At 41.6% G+C, this 18,313-nt stretch carries 15 protein-coding genes; 9 read left to right on the top strand and 6 right to left on the bottom strand.

All coding sequences use genetic code 11. The features are described from left to right. Nucleotides 1-30: 30 nt before the first annotated feature. A complete protein-coding gene (locus tag JWG44_RS04725; protein WP_205273805.1) occupies nt 31-1,827 on the bottom strand; it encodes a monovalent cation:proton antiporter-2 (CPA2) family protein in 1,797 nt (598 codons plus the stop codon). Nucleotides 1,828-1,875: 48 nt separating this feature from the next. Beyond that, complete coding sequence (locus JWG44_RS04720; protein WP_205273804.1) at nt 1,876-2,631, bottom strand: type 1 glutamine amidotransferase domain-containing protein; 756 nt, start codon at nt 2,629-2,631, stop codon at nt 1,876-1,878. Nucleotides 2,632-2,779: 148 nt separating this feature from the next. On the opposite strand from JWG44_RS04720, the gene JWG44_RS04715 reads away from it, so the two are divergent. Then, complete coding sequence (locus JWG44_RS04715) at nt 2,780-3,265, top strand: glutathione peroxidase (protein WP_205273803.1); 486 nt, start codon at nt 2,780-2,782, stop codon at nt 3,263-3,265. A gap of 39 nt (nt 3,266-3,304) precedes the next feature. Beyond that, nucleotides 3,305-3,748, top strand: coding sequence for a MarR family winged helix-turn-helix transcriptional regulator (locus JWG44_RS04710; protein ID WP_205273802.1), 444 nt, complete (start codon nt 3,305-3,307; stop codon nt 3,746-3,748). Here the strand turns inward: JWG44_RS04710 and JWG44_RS04705 are convergent. Next, a complete protein-coding gene (locus JWG44_RS04705; protein WP_205273801.1) occupies nt 3,745-4,719 on the bottom strand; it encodes an NAD-dependent epimerase/dehydratase family protein in 975 nt (324 codons plus the stop codon). The genes JWG44_RS04710 and JWG44_RS04705 overlap by 4 nt on opposite strands. Before the next feature lie 128 nt (nt 4,720-4,847). Between JWG44_RS04705 and JWG44_RS04700 the strand changes: the two genes are divergently transcribed. Continuing rightward, nucleotides 4,848-5,219, top strand: coding sequence for an LIC13410 family lipoprotein (locus tag JWG44_RS04700; RefSeq protein ID WP_205273800.1), 372 nt, complete (start codon nt 4,848-4,850; stop codon nt 5,217-5,219). Here JWG44_RS04700 and JWG44_RS04695 read toward each other — a convergent pair. Further along, nucleotides 5,216-5,998 carry an LIC13411 family adhesin gene (locus JWG44_RS04695; protein ID WP_205273799.1) on the bottom strand — a complete coding sequence of 261 codons (783 nt, stop codon included), beginning with the start codon at nt 5,996-5,998 and terminating at the stop codon, nt 5,216-5,218. The genes JWG44_RS04700 and JWG44_RS04695 overlap by 4 nt on opposite strands. A gap of 107 nt (nt 5,999-6,105) precedes the next feature. Here JWG44_RS04695 and JWG44_RS04690 point away from each other — a divergent pair, with 107 nt between their 5' ends. Beyond that, nucleotides 6,106-8,529, top strand: coding sequence for a 1-acyl-sn-glycerol-3-phosphate acyltransferase (locus JWG44_RS04690; protein ID WP_205273798.1), 2,424 nt, complete (start codon nt 6,106-6,108; stop codon nt 8,527-8,529). Here the strand turns inward: JWG44_RS04690 and purT are convergent. Then, on the bottom strand, nt 8,526-9,689 hold the full coding sequence (gene purT, locus JWG44_RS04685; RefSeq protein ID WP_205273797.1) for a formate-dependent phosphoribosylglycinamide formyltransferase: 1,164 nt from the start codon (nt 9,687-9,689) through the stop codon (nt 8,526-8,528). The two genes, JWG44_RS04690 and purT, sit on opposite strands and share 4 nt — an antisense overlap. 127 nt (nt 9,690-9,816) lie before the next feature. Continuing rightward, a complete protein-coding gene (locus tag JWG44_RS04680) occupies nt 9,817-10,974 on the bottom strand; it encodes a FecR domain-containing protein (RefSeq protein WP_205273796.1) in 1,158 nt (385 codons plus the stop codon). A 418-nt stretch (nt 10,975-11,392) separates the two neighbouring features. Between JWG44_RS04680 and JWG44_RS04675 the strand changes: the two genes are divergently transcribed. The 5 genes from JWG44_RS04675 (at nt 11,393) to JWG44_RS04655 (ending at nt 18,302) form a co-directional block, all read left to right on the top strand. Further along, a complete protein-coding gene (locus tag JWG44_RS04675) occupies nt 11,393-11,755 on the top strand; it encodes a hypothetical protein (RefSeq protein WP_205273795.1) in 363 nt (120 codons plus the stop codon). 59 nt (nt 11,756-11,814) lie between these two features. Continuing rightward, nucleotides 11,815-13,476: a SulP family inorganic anion transporter gene (locus JWG44_RS04670; RefSeq protein WP_205273794.1), complete on the top strand. Its 1,662-nt coding sequence runs from the start codon at nt 11,815-11,817 to the stop codon at nt 13,474-13,476. 209 nt (nt 13,477-13,685) lie between these two features. Continuing rightward, nucleotides 13,686-15,704 (top strand): alginate export family protein, encoded by a 2,019-nt coding sequence (locus JWG44_RS04665; RefSeq protein WP_232371477.1) that lies wholly within the window; start codon nt 13,686-13,688, stop codon nt 15,702-15,704. A gap of 22 nt (nt 15,705-15,726) precedes the next feature. After that, nucleotides 15,727-17,448 (top strand): proton-conducting transporter transmembrane domain-containing protein, encoded by a 1,722-nt coding sequence (locus JWG44_RS04660; RefSeq protein ID WP_205273793.1) that lies wholly within the window; start codon nt 15,727-15,729, stop codon nt 17,446-17,448. Further along, nucleotides 17,415-18,302: an NADH-quinone oxidoreductase subunit H gene (locus JWG44_RS04655; protein ID WP_205273792.1), complete on the top strand. Its 888-nt coding sequence runs from the start codon at nt 17,415-17,417 to the stop codon at nt 18,300-18,302. The genes JWG44_RS04660 and JWG44_RS04655 overlap by 34 nt, the downstream gene beginning before the upstream one ends. The last annotated feature ends 11 nt before the right edge of the window (nt 18,303-18,313 follow it).

Genomic DNA, 18,313 nt, shown 5'->3' with positions numbered 1-18,313 from the left:
CGTTTTGAGGCAGGACGCAGATCCTCGAACTCAGCTGCCCGTCTTCCCTTCTTTTTCGAGACGATCGGCTTCGAATGCCGCTTCTAATTGTCGGATTGAATTTTTAGAAAATTGGATAAACTCTTTTTCGTTGTGGCGGACTTGGTATTGCCCTTTGAGAGTTAATTCGTCGTGAGCTCGGAACTTTTTAATTTTTTGTTCCACTTCGGAATCCATAAAACCCAGATTTCTCAATGTTTCTCCGGCTAACTCGAGTGCGGAAGCAAATGTATCGCGTCTGATAATTTTTACGCCTAATTCCAACAGTTTAAAAACGTGCTCTCTGTTCCGAGCGCGAGCGATGATCGTAAGATTTGGAAAATGTTTCTTTACCATTTCAGCAACTTTTACCGAAACTTCTATATCTTGAACTGCTAATATAAAAAGATCGGCTTGTTCCGCTCCGGCTGAGCGGAGAAGACTTAGCTTGCTCGCGTCTCCATAGTAAATCTTATAACCGAATCTTCTTGCTACATTTACTTGATCCGGGTTGTGTTCCAGAGCCGTAAATCCGATTCTATGAACGAATAACATCCTTGCTATGATTTGTCCGAATCTTCCGAAACCTGCGATGATTACGCGATTTTGTTCTTCAATATCATCCTCTTCCTGTTCTTCGGATTTTTTAAAAAACAAATCTACAACCTTGTCTTTGGCAATTCCTAAAATCGGCGTCAGCCCCATAGAGAGAGTTACTACGGCGATGACAAGATCCGCTCTTTCTCTCGGTAAGATAGATAGAGAGACTCCGACTCCTAAAATGACAAAGGCAAATTCTCCTCCTTGAGAAATCGTAACCGCGAGATTGAGGGAGGTTTCTTCTGTTTGTTTTGCAACTCTTCCAAGAAAGTAAAGTACTAAAGCTTTGATAGTCATGAGGGTGATTGCAAAAAGAATCACAAGAATCGGATCCTTCAGAACTTCTCCCAAATTGATCGACATTCCTACCGCTAAAAAGAAAAGACCTAAGAGTAATCCTTTAAACGGTTCAAGATTGGATTCTAACTCGTGTCTGTATTCCGAATCGGCAAGAATGACTCCTCCTAAAAAGGAACCGAGAGCCATGGAAAGCCCTACTTGATCCATGAGGAGCGAAAGTCCGACTACGATTAACAAAGAAAGCGCGGTAAAAATCTCGTGATTTCCGGAAGATGCAACAAGTCGAAATAGAGGTCTCGCTAAAAATCTTCCTGCGAGGATAACCGCGAGAATCGTCGCGATCGCCGTAAGAATATGCAAGAGGCTGCTCTGAGTTCCGGTTTGCCCCGTTGGTTCTCCTAAAAAGGGTAGAATGGCCATTATAGGAATCACGGCTAAGTCTTGGAAAAGAAGAATTGCAAACGCGCTTCTTCCGTGTGCCGTGTTTAACTCGTTTTTTTCTCCTAAAACCTGAAGAGCAAACGCGGTCGAAGATAAGGAAATGCTAATGCTGATTACGATAGCTTGCGCGATAGTCAATCCAAGCAGGTATAAGATACCGAAGAAGATCAACGAAGTAAGAATGACCTGAAGACCGCCCAAACCGAAAACGGGTCTTCTCAACACCCAGAGTCTTTGCGGCTTTAATTCCAAACCGATCAAAAATAAAAGTAAGATCACTCCGAATTCCGAAAGATGAAGAATACTTTCGACATCCGTAATCAGTCCGATTCCCCAAGGCCCTATGATTGTTCCCCCAATGAGATAACCGACTACGGAACCCAATCCTATTTTTTTAAATAAGGGGACCGAGATGACCGCGGCAGAAAGAAATACTATGAGGGTTATCAATAAACTTTGATCTTGCATTCTATTTCCTAGATTTTTTAGACTACGGAAAGATTCGAATCGAGAAAGTTAAAATAGTTTCATAAATGAATTTACGAAAGAATATGCGTCGCCCGGCCAACGCGAAGAAACATAGTTTCCATCCGTAATGGAATGACCTCTTTTGATCTTCTTCAGACTATCTCTAAAGATCGGCTTCGGTCCGAATTGAAAATCTTTTGGGTCTTTCAAGTTTTCTTTCACCTCGTCTTCTACGGATTGAGAGTAAGTCCTATAATAATCACCCAACCAAAATTTTGTGAGATTCCAAGCTGCCATCTCTTGCGATTTTAAAAGCGCAGTCGTTTTTTTTCCAAAGAGGATCGAACGATCAGTTCCGGGGAGTTTGCTTCTCGCTGCGAGAACAACGCCGTGACAAATGGCTCCGAGCGGTTTGCCGGTTGCAAAAAAAGCTCCTACAAAATCTTGGAGAGTTTTTGATTCTAAATATTCTTTCATACCGGGGGCGTGACCTCCGGGAAGAATCACGCCTGAAAAATCTTCCGGCTTCAGATCCTTGTAAGATAAGGGATGTAAAAAATTTGAATCCTCAGACATTTCTTGATAAGCGGCTCTCGCGTTTTTATGAGCGATCAGAATCGGCTTCCATATTCCGAGTCCTTTACCGGTCAACATTCTGAAATCCGCCTGCGCAGGTTTTCCATCGGGAGTCGCGAAAACTACTTCGAAGTGATTCTCCTTGAGCATCTTCCAGGGAATGGCGGCTTCGGAAGGATCAAAGTCTTCGGAAGGAAGTGGGATTAGAATTTTGCGCTTAGAGTTCATGGGATTCATTCTAAGCGGTTCTATAAAAAATCAACTCCTAAGAGTTTCTCGAATTTGTTTCTTAAAAAAATATAAAAATTCTCTTGACAGAATGAAAATAGATGTATTTTGTAAAATTAAATTGTGCACAATCTAAATGGAGATTGAAATGAGCCAGACATTGTATGACCTTACAGCCACATTGAACAGCGGCAAAGAACAGAAATTAGAAGATTATAAAGGAAAAGTCCTCTTAATCGTAAATACTGCCAGTGAATGCGCGTTTACACCTCAGTATGCCGCTCTCCAAGAACTTTATAAGAAATACAACTCGGAAGGATTGGAAGTACTAGGATTTCCGTGCGATCAATTCAAACACCAAGAACCGGGCTCTGACGAAACGATCAAAAGTTTCTGCCAAAGAAATTACGGAGTGGAATTTCCGATTTTCAGAAAGATCGACGTAAACGGCGACAACGCCCATCCGGTTTTTCGTTTTCTTAGAAACGAAGCTTCCGGATTTTTCGGAAACGCAATCAAATGGAATTTTACGAAATTTTTAGTCGATAAAAACGGAAAGGTGATCAAACGATATGCGCCGATTACCACTCCGGAGAAGATCGAAAAAGAAATCCAAGACCTTTTAAAAAAATAAGGATAAAACCCGTCTTAAAATCTTGAGACGGGAAAGTTTATGCTCGCTAAAGAACTCTTCCTAGAAAATCAAATCTGCTTTCCACTGTATGCTTGTTCGAGAGCTGTGACTTCCTTGTATCGGCCGATCTTAGAAGAACTCGGTATCACCTATCCTCAGTATTTGGTTCTTTTGATTCTTTGGAAAGAAGACGGATGCAACGTAAAGGAAATCGGAAAAAAACTTTACTTGGATTCCGGTACCTTGACTCCGCTGCTCAAACGTTTGGAAGAATCCGATCTCGTTCATAGAAAAAGGTCTTTCGAAGACGAACGTTCGGTTCAAATTTTTCTGTCTTCGAAAGGAAAAAAACTCAAAGAAAAAGCCGTTTGTGTGCCTGATAAACTTCTCGATAACTTGGACGTGGATAAAAAAAGCCTAACCGATCTTAAGAACGTTTTAGACAATCTGCTAAAGATTCTTTCCGAAAGAACGGATTCTTAAACTTTTGATTTACTCCGGGCGATCTCGCGAATTCCCTCTTCGAAGGAAACTTTAAATTCAAACCCGATATCTTTTTGAATTCTGGAAGAATCTACGATCGTAGTTTCCTGGATGTAATCTACGTTTATTTTCCTGTTGGTTAATTTAGAATAGAGTGTGTTTAGAATATTAAAAAATAATAATACAATACCTTTCAATCGGATTCGAACATAGAATTTTCCGGGAAACACGTCTCGAATCAAATATTCAAAATCCTGAAATGAAAAAGGTTTAGGATGCGCTACGTTGTAAATTTTTCCCGAAACCTTTTTCCACTTTTCCAAAACTAAAAGAATCGCGTCGATAACATCGGAAGAATATACCATCGATTTTTTAAACTCAGGATTTCCCGAACAAAGTAAAAGTCCGTATTGAAAAATCCGAAATAACTTATTCAAAAAACTTTTATTGGTCGGACCGTAAACGGACGCAATTCTCAAAATAACGAATTTATTTTTCGATCTTTGTATCAGGGTTTCACATTCGATTTTGGAAAGAGCGTAGAACGTTTTTCCTTTTAAGGCGGAAACTTCCGTGACAGGTCTTTCGGAAAATCCGTAAACCGACGTGGAACTGGAAAAAAGAATACCCGTCTTTTTATGTTTAGAAGCGAAGTTAAGAATCTTTTGTGTCGCTGTTTCGTTTCCTCTTTTGTAATCTTCATAAGTGGATCCTTCACCGCTGACTTTTCCCGCGAGATGAATGATAAACGAAGGTTCTTCGTTTATGAGGAGTTCCTTCGGTCCTTCAAGATCGAATTCGTAAAATACGAAGTTGGGCTCAAAACGGATGGAATCCGGGAATGAGGACAAATTTCGGCCGATACATACGACTCTGTAATTTTTCAGTAATTTTGGTAAAAGGGTTAGACCCAAGGATCCGCTACCGCCGGTCAAAAGTATCGTGCGAATTGTATCTTCCCTTTCTTTCATGAAACCATCGTGATTCTTAAGCGGTGTTAAAGAAGAATTTTTTAAATTTTAATTCGATTTTTAATCTCGACAGAGCTAAAATCAAGATAAGTATTGCAGTTCAAAATTCAAACTTAGAGAAGATTACGATGAAACAAATATTTTCAGCGTTTATGATTTTAACCTGTCTCTCCGTTCTTTCGTTTTGTAAATCGGAGGAAAAAAAACAACCTCCAAAACAGGAATATCAGCCAAATTCGGATATTAGAACCTTCGAAGTCGGAATGATAAAAGAAGGAGACAAACGTCTAAAAGCGGAAGCGGTATTGGGAACTCCGTCCGTGGAATTGAACACACAAGACGGAGCGGTTTTAGAGTGGTATCTTGTTTCTACGGATTACCAAAAGAATTCTTATAAGACTTTGGCTGAAAAACCGGCGAGTATTACGGAAGACACAAAATTCATCAAGTTGACGATCGATAAGAAAGGCGTTATCAAAAAGATGGAATACAAACTTTAATCGGCAGTATCGTCTTCTAATAAATCCAATCCCGCGAGTCCTACTAAAAAATCAGCGAGCTCGGCGGGGTTGAAGCCGATTCTTAAACCGTAATAAATTCCGAAGTAAACTTCTAACTGAAAAAGAAAACTTTTTGGATAACCGTCTTTCTTTTTGTTGAGAGCTTGGAGAGCGTTCTGGATCGAAGGATCGTTTCGATCAAAGTTTTGCTCCTCGATAAATCGTCTGTAGAATTCTTCTTTTTTTCTTTTTCTTCGTTCCGCGACCGGGATGTGATAAAAGGAAAGGTAGCGAAGTTTTTGACTTTTGATGTTGTGTCGTTCGTTTAAAAATTCCGGAACTTTGTCGCCGGGAACTTTTGTGTTCTCGAGGTTCTTGAGTTCTTCCGCCATTTCCGGCGATATATCCTCTTCGCCGGTATCCATTGTTTGTGTTTCTACATTCAAAGGAAAAAAAGTATCACTTCCCAAAATTCCAAAGATAAGCTGCTGAGATCGATACGTTCCAAGATGTCCGCCTCTTAAACCGTAACCTTTCCCCAAGTCTCTTTTACCTGGAGAAGATTCTCCACCTTGAAATACAAAACCGGCGGCCAAGGGTCCGATTCTTACACCCGCTCCGTATCCCGGATTTTCAACCCCAACTGTAAAGATGTCTTTGAAATCATTCTTTCGATTTTGGAGATACGTGGAACAATTACTTGCGATCAAAGATATAAATAGGACAAGGAAAAAAAATAAAAATTCTCCGCGCCGATTTTTGGATTTGTTTAAAATCACAAGTCCACTCTCTTTTCTTTTACTACTTAGGCAACCCAGAAAAAGAAAACAAAACCGGACGTTTTCTGATTGTTCCTGAAATTCTTAAGCTCTCAATAGCAATTAGAATGGAAGAATTAAAACCATCCGAACCAATTCTAAAAAATATCGCCGTCTTGGGAGGAGGACCGATGGGAGTCTTTCTTTCCACATATCTTTCACCAAAGACCGAAAAAATGTTTCTCTGGTATGACGATCGTAAGCGGGCCGAAAAAATCGAAAAAGAAAGAATCGCTTCCTTGTTGGAGGATTCGATCACGCTTCCGGATAACGTTTATGTTACGAGCGAGTTTGACTTTTTAAAAAGCGGTTCTTGGATAATCATTATCGCGGTTCCTTCCCGTCTTATGGAAGGGATTTTAGAAGAGCTGGTCAAGTCGCTTGATAAGGACTTATCACATTCAATCTTTACGTTTACAAAAGGAATTTTGTCCGCCTCGACTAGGCGAAAAAGCAATTGTATTACATATTCTGAATATATTGAAAAACTTTCTTCGAACGCAGGTTTTATCGATATTGAATATACGGCGGTGAATGGTCCGAACTTACTCGGCGAATTAAAACGCGGTCATCACAGTTTTTATTGTCTTTCTACTTTAGGACCAAAGTCCATAGACGTTTTCGACAGCCTTTTTAACGGAGCAAGAAACCACACAAAAAGTTACGAAGACCTTGTGGGTTTGGAAATTTTCGGCGTGATGAAAAATCCGATCGCCATCGCTTGCGGAATCGCATCCGGAATTCCGGAATGCGGGAGTAATTTTGAAGGAGAGTTGATCAGTCTCGGCTATTCGGAAATTACAACGCTAATAGCCGCGTTGGAAATTCCTATCAAACCCGTTCAAGAATACGGTCTCGCCGATTTGATCTCTTCTTGTACATCCCGTTACAGCCGAAACAAGGCTTACGGACATCGATTTGTTCGAAAGCTGATATCCGGCGAAGATCAGCCCAATCTGATCGAAAGGATAGAATTGTTTTTCAATCCGGCGGAGTTCATTCAAAAGGAAGTGAGTCAAAGTGAAAGTCATGTGGAAGGAGCATTTGCTTTAGCATCGATCATTGCGTTGGCGGAGGAAAAGAATGTGGAAATTCCACTCTACAACACTTTGTTTCAAATTCTCACAAGAAGAGCTTCTCCAACAGAGTTGATCCGTTTTGTTTCAAAATCCACATCCGACGAAGATAAACATATTTCGAAAACGGCTACAAAACGTTCCGGTTTAGGTACGGCTTCGGGAAAAAAATTTCAACAAGCTCTGGGAAAGAACGTGCTCCGACATATCAACGGTCAACCCGGAATGACCGATCGAATTATCAAACAATCTTCACTGATCGTAAAGTCCTTGGAAAAACGTTTCAAAGAAGCGGAGGAAACAAACGACATCACCGATCTATTGCAGATCCCGAAAGAAATTCAGCTTTGGAAGGAGATCGAAACAAACTTTCAAGAAAAGGGAAGCCGGGATTTATCCAGAATATTAGATTTTTATGTTTCTGAAATTGCGGACGACTATAAACCGTTTTTGAGGGATACTTTGATCCATTTGATCGCGCCGACCCGATATGTTCTCAGCGGTTTTAAACCGGGCGCCGGTTTACCTAAGATCGGAGGGTGTGTAAAAGAAGTAAAGGCTCTCGCATCAAGATACGACATCCTTTATACTCCTACTCATCGATCCCATTTGGATTCCGTCGAGGTGGCCTTCGGTCTCAAATGGTTGGGTCTTCCGGTGCCTCGATACGCGGCTGATAAAAAGGTTATGGCGACTCCGGGGCTTGCGAGCGTTCTCAAATCGTTGGGAGCTTATATGGTGGATCGAAAAAGAAATCGGAATATTCTTTATTTGGAATGTTTGACCCAGTATTCGACGATGATGTTAGAGGCAGGAATTCCGACGTTAGTTTATCCGGAAGGGACGCGTTCTCGGACCGGCGGAATCATTCCAATCAAAACAGGGATTCTATCCACGTCCGTCGAAGCTTATAAACACACAGGATCCGAGGTGATCGTAGTTCCGATTGCGCTTTCTTACGAAAATGTTCCCGAGGACGAAGAGTTCACAGGTAAAGACAAGAAACCGGGCTTTCGCGATTTTTTTTACAAAAGAACCGAAGTTTATATGGATCTTTGCGAACCGATTCCGGTTTCACGTTACATTCACGAAGAGGATCCGACCGGTTCGATCGGTTTTGAGATTACTCAAGGATGGAAAAAGTATCGTAGAATTTTACCGAATCAATTGGTCGCAAGAATGTTGACCGAAGCCGAATCGGATATCGGTTTGAACGAATTGAAGAATCTGATCAATGAAACGGTCCTTACTGAAAAACAGAATTATCTCACTCACGACCCGGAAGAGATTTTACAAAAAGGTCTGAAAGTTCTAAAACAAAGAAAGATGATTTCCGTTGAGAATGGAATTGTAAAAGTATTGGACCCGCAGTTGGTCCAATACTATGGAAATATGTGTTCCGACGAGATTTCCTAATCGATTTTAATCTTAGAAGCTAAAAGGGCCGCTCGTTTGCGAAGAGATGAAATTTCCTCTCCCTTATTCGAATAAGCAAGCGTTACACCCATTCTTCTATACGGTCTTGTAATCGGTTTTCCGAAAATTCTAAAATCCGATTCAAACATTCCGGATGCGACGTCCAAACCTGTTACCGAGGGAACGTTTCCATCGGAACTGGAAAGAATAACCGCGCTGGCGCCTTTTCTTTCCAGAGTAATCTCCGTGATCGGAATGCCGAGAACCGCTCTAAGATGAAGTTCGAATTCGTTGAAGTTTTGTGTGCCGGCTAACGTGACCATGCCCGTATCGTGAGGTCTTGGAGAAAGTTCGGAAAAATAAACCTGATCCTTTGTAAGAAAGAATTCTACTCCCCAGATGCCGGCGCCGGTCAATTCCCTCGTAACTAAGTCGGCCATTCTTTGAGCTTCCTTGAGTTGAGACTCCGAAATTTCGGTGGGCTGCCAACTTTCCTGATAATCTCCTCTTTCCTGTCTGTGACCGATCGGGGGACAGAAAAGAGTCTTACCGCTTTTTTGGGTTACGGTCAATAACGTAATTTCCGATTCAAAAGGGATGAACTCTTCAACGATTACTTCTGCGGCGCCGGCGCGACCTTTTGTTTGAGAGGCCTCCCAGGCCTTGCCGATATCTTCCTCGGATTTAATGACGGATTGCCCTTTTCCGGAAGAAGACATGAGAGGTTTGATTACGCAGGGAAGACCTAATTCTTTCACAGCTTTGCGAAGTTCTTCTTCGGAAGACGCATAAAGATATTTTGCGGTGAGAATTTTTAATTCTTTTGAAGCCAAGTCTCTAATCGCCTTTCGATTCATCGTAAAGTTGGCGGCTTTCGCAGAGGGAACTACTTGATATCCTTGTTTTTCATACTCGTAAAAACGTTCGGTTCGAATCGCTTCGATTTCGGGAACAATGAGATCCGGTTTGTGTTTGGCGACAATCTGATCCAAAAGATTTCCATCGAGCATATTTATAATTTCTCTTTCATGGGCGACTTGCATCGCCGGAGCGTTGTCATAAGAATCTACAGCAACGACGTGTTGTCCCAATCTTTGAGCGGCGATAACAAATTCCTTACCGAGTTCCCCGGAACCGAGGAGAAGAATTTTCTTTTTCATAGTCTTGCTGGCAGAATGAAAAATTTCTCCGAAAGATCAAAAAGAAAATAGGAGAACGGGAAGGATTTTCGTAAGAATGGAAAAGAAAGTTTGAACCGATTTGATTCGGAACAAACCTTCTAAAGAGTTATTTTTTCTTTGTCTTAATTTGAAAGGATTGATAATCCACGAAATCGACATCGTTCTTATTCAATCGAATCACACCGGAAGGAGTATGAAGAATCAGTCTATCTCCTATTTGAGTAACGATTGCTCCCGAAAGTTTTGTCCCATCCGTTTTGACGACCACTTCGAGAATATTATAGAATTCTCGGATTTTGGCTTCGTCCTTAAGATCGCTCGCCTGTGCATCCGCCTCGATTTGTTTCAGAGCTTGATCCAGTTTGGATTCGTGATTTTCGACGATTTCCGTCGATACGGAAGAAATAACCGGTTTTGTAGAATCCGGATTTTCATTCAGAGCTTTTTCTAAAAGACCGGCATCGACGGAAACCATCGTCTCTACCTCGGCCTTTTCCTGCGGAGTTGCGGTGAATTCTTCTTTTTGAAATTCGGGGTTTTCTAATTTTTTAAGCTGATCGAATTCTTTGGCGATACTTTCGTCCTGCTCGATTCTTGTTAAAACAAGCTGAATCATTTCGTCCAAACTCGGCTTTACGTAAGATTCCTCTCCGTTTTCTAAAACGACTTCGTTCTTTTCCAAAAATTGAACAAATTCGCCGTAAAGTTCTTTATCTAGAGCTTTGCCGTTGTCTATGATCTCTTTAGAAATCTTGAATGTAATCGCGACGGCGCCTTCGTAAACTTTCACCTTGGGAGGTTTTCCGTTTGTAAGTTCGAAAGAAAACGTGGTTCCTCGAACGCCCGCGACTGCGGTCGGAGTCGAAAGTAAAAAAGAATCTTTTGATTTGAGTTTATTCGTTTTAATCAAAAGTTCGCCCGCTTGCACATAAAGGTTTGTATTCGGTTTTCCGTTTTTGGAAATTTCCTTCAGAGTAATTTGGCTGAAAGATTTGATTCTTACGATGTCGCCCTTACCGGTTTGGATATCGACGGAACCTGAATTGGTTTTGATTTTATCGTTCTCTTTAAGAATCAATCCGGGCGTAGATCGAATCTTCTTGCCGTTTCGTTCAATTTCGACTTCACCGCTTTGGAATACTACGATCATTCCGGACGGAGTAGGATCGTTTTTTAAGAAAAGAGAAGAGATAAATCCGCAAGATACGAATGAAAACAAGAAGAAGGAGGTAAAAAGAATCGGTTTAAAATTTTTCTTTGGCATTGAGATTGTCCTGAGAGGTTAAACTAGTTGGGATTTCTATGATCATTATAACATATCGGATAACCTTTTTTCCAGAAACGCCGCGATTATTTCAAATTTCTCGGATTATTCGATTCGAGTTTTCTTCTATTCAAATAATTATTTACAAAGATTTTGGCCGGGCGTCGCCGGCCAAAACCTAAGAAGAAGATGTGATTAAAAATTTGTGAATTTCCAACGTTTCATAAAAACCGAATGTTTCAAAAATGAATTTCCATCTTTGAATAACGAAAGAAAATTTCGATCTTGTGAAATTCCGAGTTTTGAAAAGATTTTTTCGGACGGTTTTCAAAGGAGATATTTTTTGAATTCGGAGATTTTGAGAGTCTGTTGATTTCAGTTGACACCAAATTGGTTTTACTTGAAGATTACCTTACGGATGAACGACTGGTTTAGACATTCTATGTTTTTATCTAAAAAAGTAGCATTATCTATCGTTTTCTCCATTACTCTTCTTTCTTTAGTTATTTTCTCGGTAAGTGTAGTTCAGAATCCGGGATACTTGGATAAGAATCCGGGTGTAGAATCTTCGGAATCCATTTCAGAATCCGAAATTCAATCCTTAGAGATCATATTTGTTTTCCTCCTCGTTTTTTCCGCGCTTACGCTTTCGAACTCTATAAATATACTGATCGTTAAGACCAGGGAGTTATTTCTCTGCGATTCCGGTGCATTCTCGGTATCGAATATTCTTAGAATCGAAAGGTTGAACATTCCTCCTCCGTATTACTTAGCTACCTGAGAATCTTACCCTAGATTTTCAGGTAATACCTTGATTACTCTGAAATTTAGGATAAGTATATGGAATCATCAAAGAAAAGTTCATCTCATTCTGGGGAAACAAAACACATTACTCCAAAAGATTTTTTTCCGGGACTTCTGGAAAATTGGAAATCGGACGTTGTTTCCGGTTTTATCATCTTTTTAATCGCGCTTCCGCTCTGTATCGGAATCGCAATCGCTTCGGGAGCGCCTCCGATGGCGGGGATTCTGTCGGGTATCGTCGGCGGATTGATCGTTTCGATCTTAGGCGGTTCTTACGTTACGATTAACGGACCGGCGGCCGGATTGATCGTGATCGTTTTGGGATCGATTGAAACCTTGGGTCACGGCGATATCGCCGCGGGTTTTAGATATACGTTAGCCGCTACTGTGATCGCGGGTGCGTTGCAGATCTTCTTTAGCTTTTTAAAAGCGGGAATATTGGCTACGATTTTTCCTTCCGCTGTGATACACGGGATGTTGGCGGCGATCGGAGTAATCATCTTTCTCAAACAGTTTTTTGTCGCGGTAGGTTATGCCCCGGCGACAAAATCGATCATCGGGTTGATCAACGAACTTCCGGTCGGTCTAATCCATCTGAATCCGGAAATCGCGATCATAGGATTTATCAGCATTATCCTTTTGGTTAGCATTCCTTTTTTACCACATCCGAAACTGAAAAAAATACCGGGTCCGCTGCTTGTTGCAACTCTCGGTATCGCAATGGGAGCCTTTTTTCAATTCAACATCGAACACTCATATACGTTTATGGGGAACAACTTTACCGTCGGACCTAAAAGTTTGGTTACCATTCCTGCGAGTTTTCTGGACGGATTTACTTTTCCCGATTTCAGCAGGGTCAACACGGTAGAATTCTTTTCTCAGGTGATGGCGATCTTTCTCGTTGCGAGTTTGGAATCACAGCTTACGGTCGCTGCGATCGATAAATTGGATCCTTATAGAAGGAATTCCGACCTAAACAAAGATCTTTTTTCAAAAGGTGTAGGTAACTTTATTCTTGGTTGGATCGGTGGATTACCGATTATCGCCGAAGTCGTAAGAAGTTCCGCGAACATCAATAACGGCGCAAAAACCCGATGGTCCAATTTCTTTCACGGGGCTTTCCTTCTCATTTTCATTCTGGCCTTGCCTGATATTGTGAGAATGATTCCGCTTGCCGCGCTCGCGGCGATTCTTATGGTCACGGGATATCGACTTGCAATTCCCGAGCTGAAAAAAACCTGGAAAGTGGGAATGGACCAAGTCTTCCTATTTTTCATCACGATTTATTTCACGATCGCAGACGACCTGTTAGTCGGTATTTTTGTGGGAGTTCTTGCGAAATTTGCGATCCACATCTTGAATATCATTCTTCCGAAAGGAATTACTCTGAATGACTTTTTTAGAATTAGGTCCGAATTGCATGAAACCAATCAAAAGATTAGAATCGAATTTTACGGTTTAGCGATATTTCTGAATTTTATTTCTATTAGAAAAGTATTGTATTCCATTCCGAAAAACAAAAGTGTTCAAATTGATTTGTCAGGAGTTCTCTTAATCGATCATTCCGTAATGGAGAATTTACTGACCTTCTCCGAAAAGTACGAAGAAGAAGGTGGAAAGTTTGAACTTGTCGGTTTGGAAAAATTGAAACCGCTTTCAAATCATCCGTCTTCCGGAAGAAAGAACGTAGCCTGGTAAAAGATTAGATTCTTTTACCGAATGCGAGCGTAACGGAAAGAAATACGGGAAATTCCCCAGAGGAGAATCGGAAACTCTTTCGTTAAAGAATCGTCCTTGATCGTTTAAACGTTTTTCAGCCGCTTATATACAGTGCGCTGAAGGTTTTCGATTCTTTCTTTCGTAATACGCTCTTTCTTAAGTTTAACTGAATCAATTAGGGTAAATGTATGAGAAGGATACTTTTCGACTTTAAGAGTTTGTTTCAAGCAAACTCGAATACGACGGAGCATAGGATTTTTTATCCGGAAAAATCTGTTTCCAAAAAGTTAAGATACAATTCGTTTCTTTTTGTTACGGTTTTTTTCGTTTTGCAGTTTTCCGTTTTTGCACAAACGACTTCGAAGGCCGCCGATCCGATCGTGGAAAACAAAACATCCGAACCGACAAAATCCGGAGACGAGGAAAATTCCGACAAATACGTTTCTCCTTTGAGGACAAACGGACTCACCCCGGAATACACACGTCATTCGTTTTTGGAACCGGAACTATCCAAAAAGATAAATTTTTCCGATAAGATGTGGTTGAACGATTGGATCCGAATCGGAGCTTACATTCGTCCTCGATTCGAATCCAGGAATAATCTGAACTTTGATCGATCAAATCATGCTTACACGGATCGAATTATGCAGACATCGGCTTTGTATTTTTTAATGGATCCGAGTCAGTACGTAAGTTTTAAGATCACCGTACAAGATACTCGAGTTTGGGGGGGAGAATCACCCGCTAACGTGGGAGATATTCGCTCCGGCTTTTTTAGCAACACACCAACTTTGAGTTCGGATCCGAATACCCCCGGAAAACAGAATAACTCGATCGCTCCGAATAATACAAGTATCCGCGAGGCGTTTGTGATGTTAAAAAAACTTCCTCTGGATGCGAAGATTCAGATCGGTCGACAGATTTGGGCTTACGGAGATCAAAGAATGATCGGAGGAGCAAACTGGACGATCAACGGTCTTTCTTTCGACGGTGCGCGTCTTATGTTCGATTACGAAAAAGTCAACTTCCACTTTTTTGCGGCGAGACCGTTCTGGACTCAAAGCGGTGTGAACGGGGTTTTATCATCTAACGATCTAAAGGTCAATTCCACGACCGGGAATTCGAATCCTTCCGCTTCACAGTCCGATACCACTCTATTCGGAACCTACAATAGTTTTAATATCTTAAACGAAGTAACGTTAGATGTTTATAATATAGATGTTGTAAAGAAGTGGATTCCGAATTCAACGCCGGCTTCGACTACGGACGATGTTCTGGCTACAAACAGAAAAAGACAAAACGACGAGCTTTATACGACCGGGTTTCGACTTACAAATAGAACCGCAAAAAATAATCTTCCGAAGGGAAAAGCCTGGGACTGGACGATCGAAAGCGCGTGGCAAAACGGTTATGACGGAAGGAGGATTCACAAACAATTCTTAGGAAGCGACCTTTCCGGAACGATCGGTTCCGCTTCAATCGCGGATATGAGAACGGAGCGTGTGAAATATTCCGGTTCCTTTCACGTCTTTCAAACCGGATATACTCTCGATGAAAAGTTACGTTTCGGATTTCAATATACGTATGCCTCGGGCGATAATAACCGTGCCGATGGAACTTCTTCTACCTTTCAAACTCTTGTAAATCCGAGATTTGGTGTGATCCCATATTGGAATAACGTGGCCGGTCTATCGGAGAATATCGATACGAAAAATCTGAGTTCTTGGAATTCGAATATCACCTACAAATCGGAAAAATGGGGTACGTTTCAGATTGCGTATATTATCAATGATAAGGTGCAAAAGAACGACGCGTGGTATGCGATCAACGGAGGGGCAAATTCGATTGCCGGTTCGACCCTCGCTTCCCCTGTCGCGACATCCACGACAACGACGGGACAATCAGCGACTGCCGGATCATCGGAGAATTATACCGGAAACGCATACACACAATCGTATTCGATGGGAAGAAATATTTACAACGAATTGGACTTAACTTGGATGTATCAACTCAATGACAATGTCTCCCTTTGGATGGGTGCGGGATTTTTAATTGCAGGGAATTCTGTGAGAAATTATAGAAATAGTCCTCTACTCTATAATGGAACCACGAATCAATTTGAACTAAACGGAGCGGCGTTTGTTAAACAGCATACGTCCTCAAACAACGCTAGCGTTTATTTTTTCCAAGTGAACGCGGCGCTGTAAATAGAAGGAGGTTTAATAATCGATGGTAATTCTATCTTATTTACTCGTTTTAATGAGTCTTGTCGCCCCTTTCCTAATCGGTAAAGCTTTCGGTAAGAATCTTTTTGACCATGAAGGCGCTATTCTTGTCGGACTCAGTCTCCAAGCGGTAGTCGGTTTAATCATTTCCGTTTTCGTAGTCGGCTATGAAGGACTTAAAAAAAAGACCGTTCTTCTGGGGTATGCGATCTTTTTTCTGAGCACAGGACTTTGCTTTTTTGCAGGCAAAACGCTTTGGTTGATACTGTTTTGGGAATTGTCCACAGTCAGCGGCTTTCTTCTGTATCAAGGAGAGAACTGGACTTCTTCTTCGGCAAAAAGTTTTATCGCGCTCCTGCTTGCAAGTGGAGTCGGAATTTTCTGTTTTACCTATTGGATTTATTCTCCTGACGACGATTTGGGAAAATTCTTTTTAGTTTTAGGTTTGCTGGTAAAGGCGGAATTTTTCGGTTTTCACTTTTGGCTTCCGGAAGTTCACGCGGGCGCTCCGCCGCACGCTTCCGCCGCCTATTCTGGAATATTGGTAAATCTTCCGCTGATTCTTTTTCATCAGCTCGCCGTTCCCTGGATCGGAAGTTCGGTGATCATAAAAATTTTAATTCCACTGGCGGGTTTCGGCGTTTTATGGGCGGGCTTGAGTTCGGTATTCGCAAAAGACGTTAGGAAAGCGATCGCTTATAGTACGATCGAAAATACGAATTTTCTAATGCTCTGTTTGTTGCTCTCAGCCTTGTGGAAGGACAGCGACGTGGAAGGTTTGAAGGTTTTGAGCAGATCCTTTTCCTTTCTATTTTTCATTTCTCTAATCCATCATAGCATCAGCAAGACGTTTCAATTCTTATCCATAGGTTATCTCCTAAAACTTTCAGGGAGTTCTAATATAGATCACAATACGGGAATCGGTAAGAATTCAGGATTGTCGACCGCGTTGTTGAGTCTGGGAACTATCAGTTTTCTCGCGTTACCCGGAACAACCGGCTTCTTAACCGAGGCGACTTTTGTGAAACTTGTAGCGGGGGTTTTGGATATCCCGGGACAAAGTGCGATTTTAATTTTACCTCTTTTGATTTTGGTTTCTTCCGGATTAGCGTTAGGCGCCGTTGGGCATTTAAGAATTTTTTTAGGAATGGTTGTCTCCAGACCTCGAGTGAATTGGCCGGAAAATATTCCACCTAAACTAGTTCGATATTCTTTGACGGCGAGCGGGTTGTTGATTCTTGGGGTGTCCCTCGGTATTTCGGCTTATACTCTTTATTATTCTCCCACCAAAGTCTGGTTGGATGAGAATTGGTATCGAGGTTTGGCGAGCGTAAATCTGATCGGATTCCTAATGTTTCTGGTGATCGGAATATTCGGTTTAAGAACAAAAATCGAACGCAGAAGACTTTGGGACTGCGGTGGAAATTACAAAGGAGCCGATGTGGCAATTCCTTCAGACGGAGTCTCCAATCCGCTCTTTGCATCTTTAGGGAGATATTTCACACACGAAGACGGAAGTTCGAAGTTGGATGAATCGATTTTGAAAGGAATCGTGAAGTTATTGGACACCTTTAAAACGCAAGTCAACGAAGCGGATGAGGAAACGATTTCGATCAATCTCGCATTTTCCTCAGCAACGGTCGTCTTGCTCTTATTCTTGATCATTGGCTTGAAATTGGCCGAAGGAGATTTATGGAAATTATTCTTAGATACCTTGACTCAATAGTTCGAATACTTTCATTTCTATTTCTTCCGTTTCTCTGCGGAGGAATCGTACTCAAAGTTCGGTCTTACGCGCAAGGAAGGATCGGTGCACCGGTTCTTCAGATTCTTTATGATACGATTAGAATGATTCGTAAGAAGCCGGTGGACGGCCCGTTTTCCGGATTTTTTACGGAAGCTTCTCCGATCATCGCCTTTGTAGCCGGTTTGGTTCTTTGGAGTTTGGTCAGTTATGAATGGGCGCCGTTTCTTTTGATTCCATTCTTAATAGGAATCATCCGATTCGCATTGTTAGCCTATGCGGTTGAAAACGGAACTTCTTTTGCGGGAATGGGATCGGCGAGAGAAGTGATCCTGTTCGTATTCTGCGAACCGGTTCTGATTCTAGTTTTGGTAGTTTTCGAGTCTCACATCGTAGTAAACGCGAATTTCGCAAGTCTTGCGTTTGGCGGTTTATTTTTGCTTGGCACTTCTCTTGTAATTTTAGCGGAAATCGCCAAACCGCCGTTCGACGATCCGAGAACTCACCTTGAGTTGACTATGGTCCACGAAGCTATGCTTTTGGAGGCATCGGGAAGTAGGCGTGCGTTTTTCGAATTAGCACAACAACTTAAGACGAGCTCCTTATTTTTATTCGTCGCGAAGATCGGAATTTATCATGGAGAATTTTTTATAAATCACACGATCTCAAAATTCTGGTTGGATGTCGTAGCCATATTAGGAGCGCTTTTTGTTTCGTTCTGCGTAGGTTATATCGAATCAAACAGTACGAGAAGACGTTGGCGTTGGATTCCTGAGTTATTAGGTTTAAATTTTATCTTTATGCTCTTTCTGGGCATTCTTCTCAAATTAGGATGAGATCCTAAGGA

Source organism: Leptospira ainazelensis, from assembly GCF_016918785.1.
GTDB classification, from domain to species: domain Bacteria; phylum Spirochaetota; class Leptospiria; order Leptospirales; family Leptospiraceae; genus Leptospira; species Leptospira ainazelensis.
Note: the sequence above shows the minus strand (reverse complement) of the source record. Positions and strands in the feature narration are given on the sequence as shown.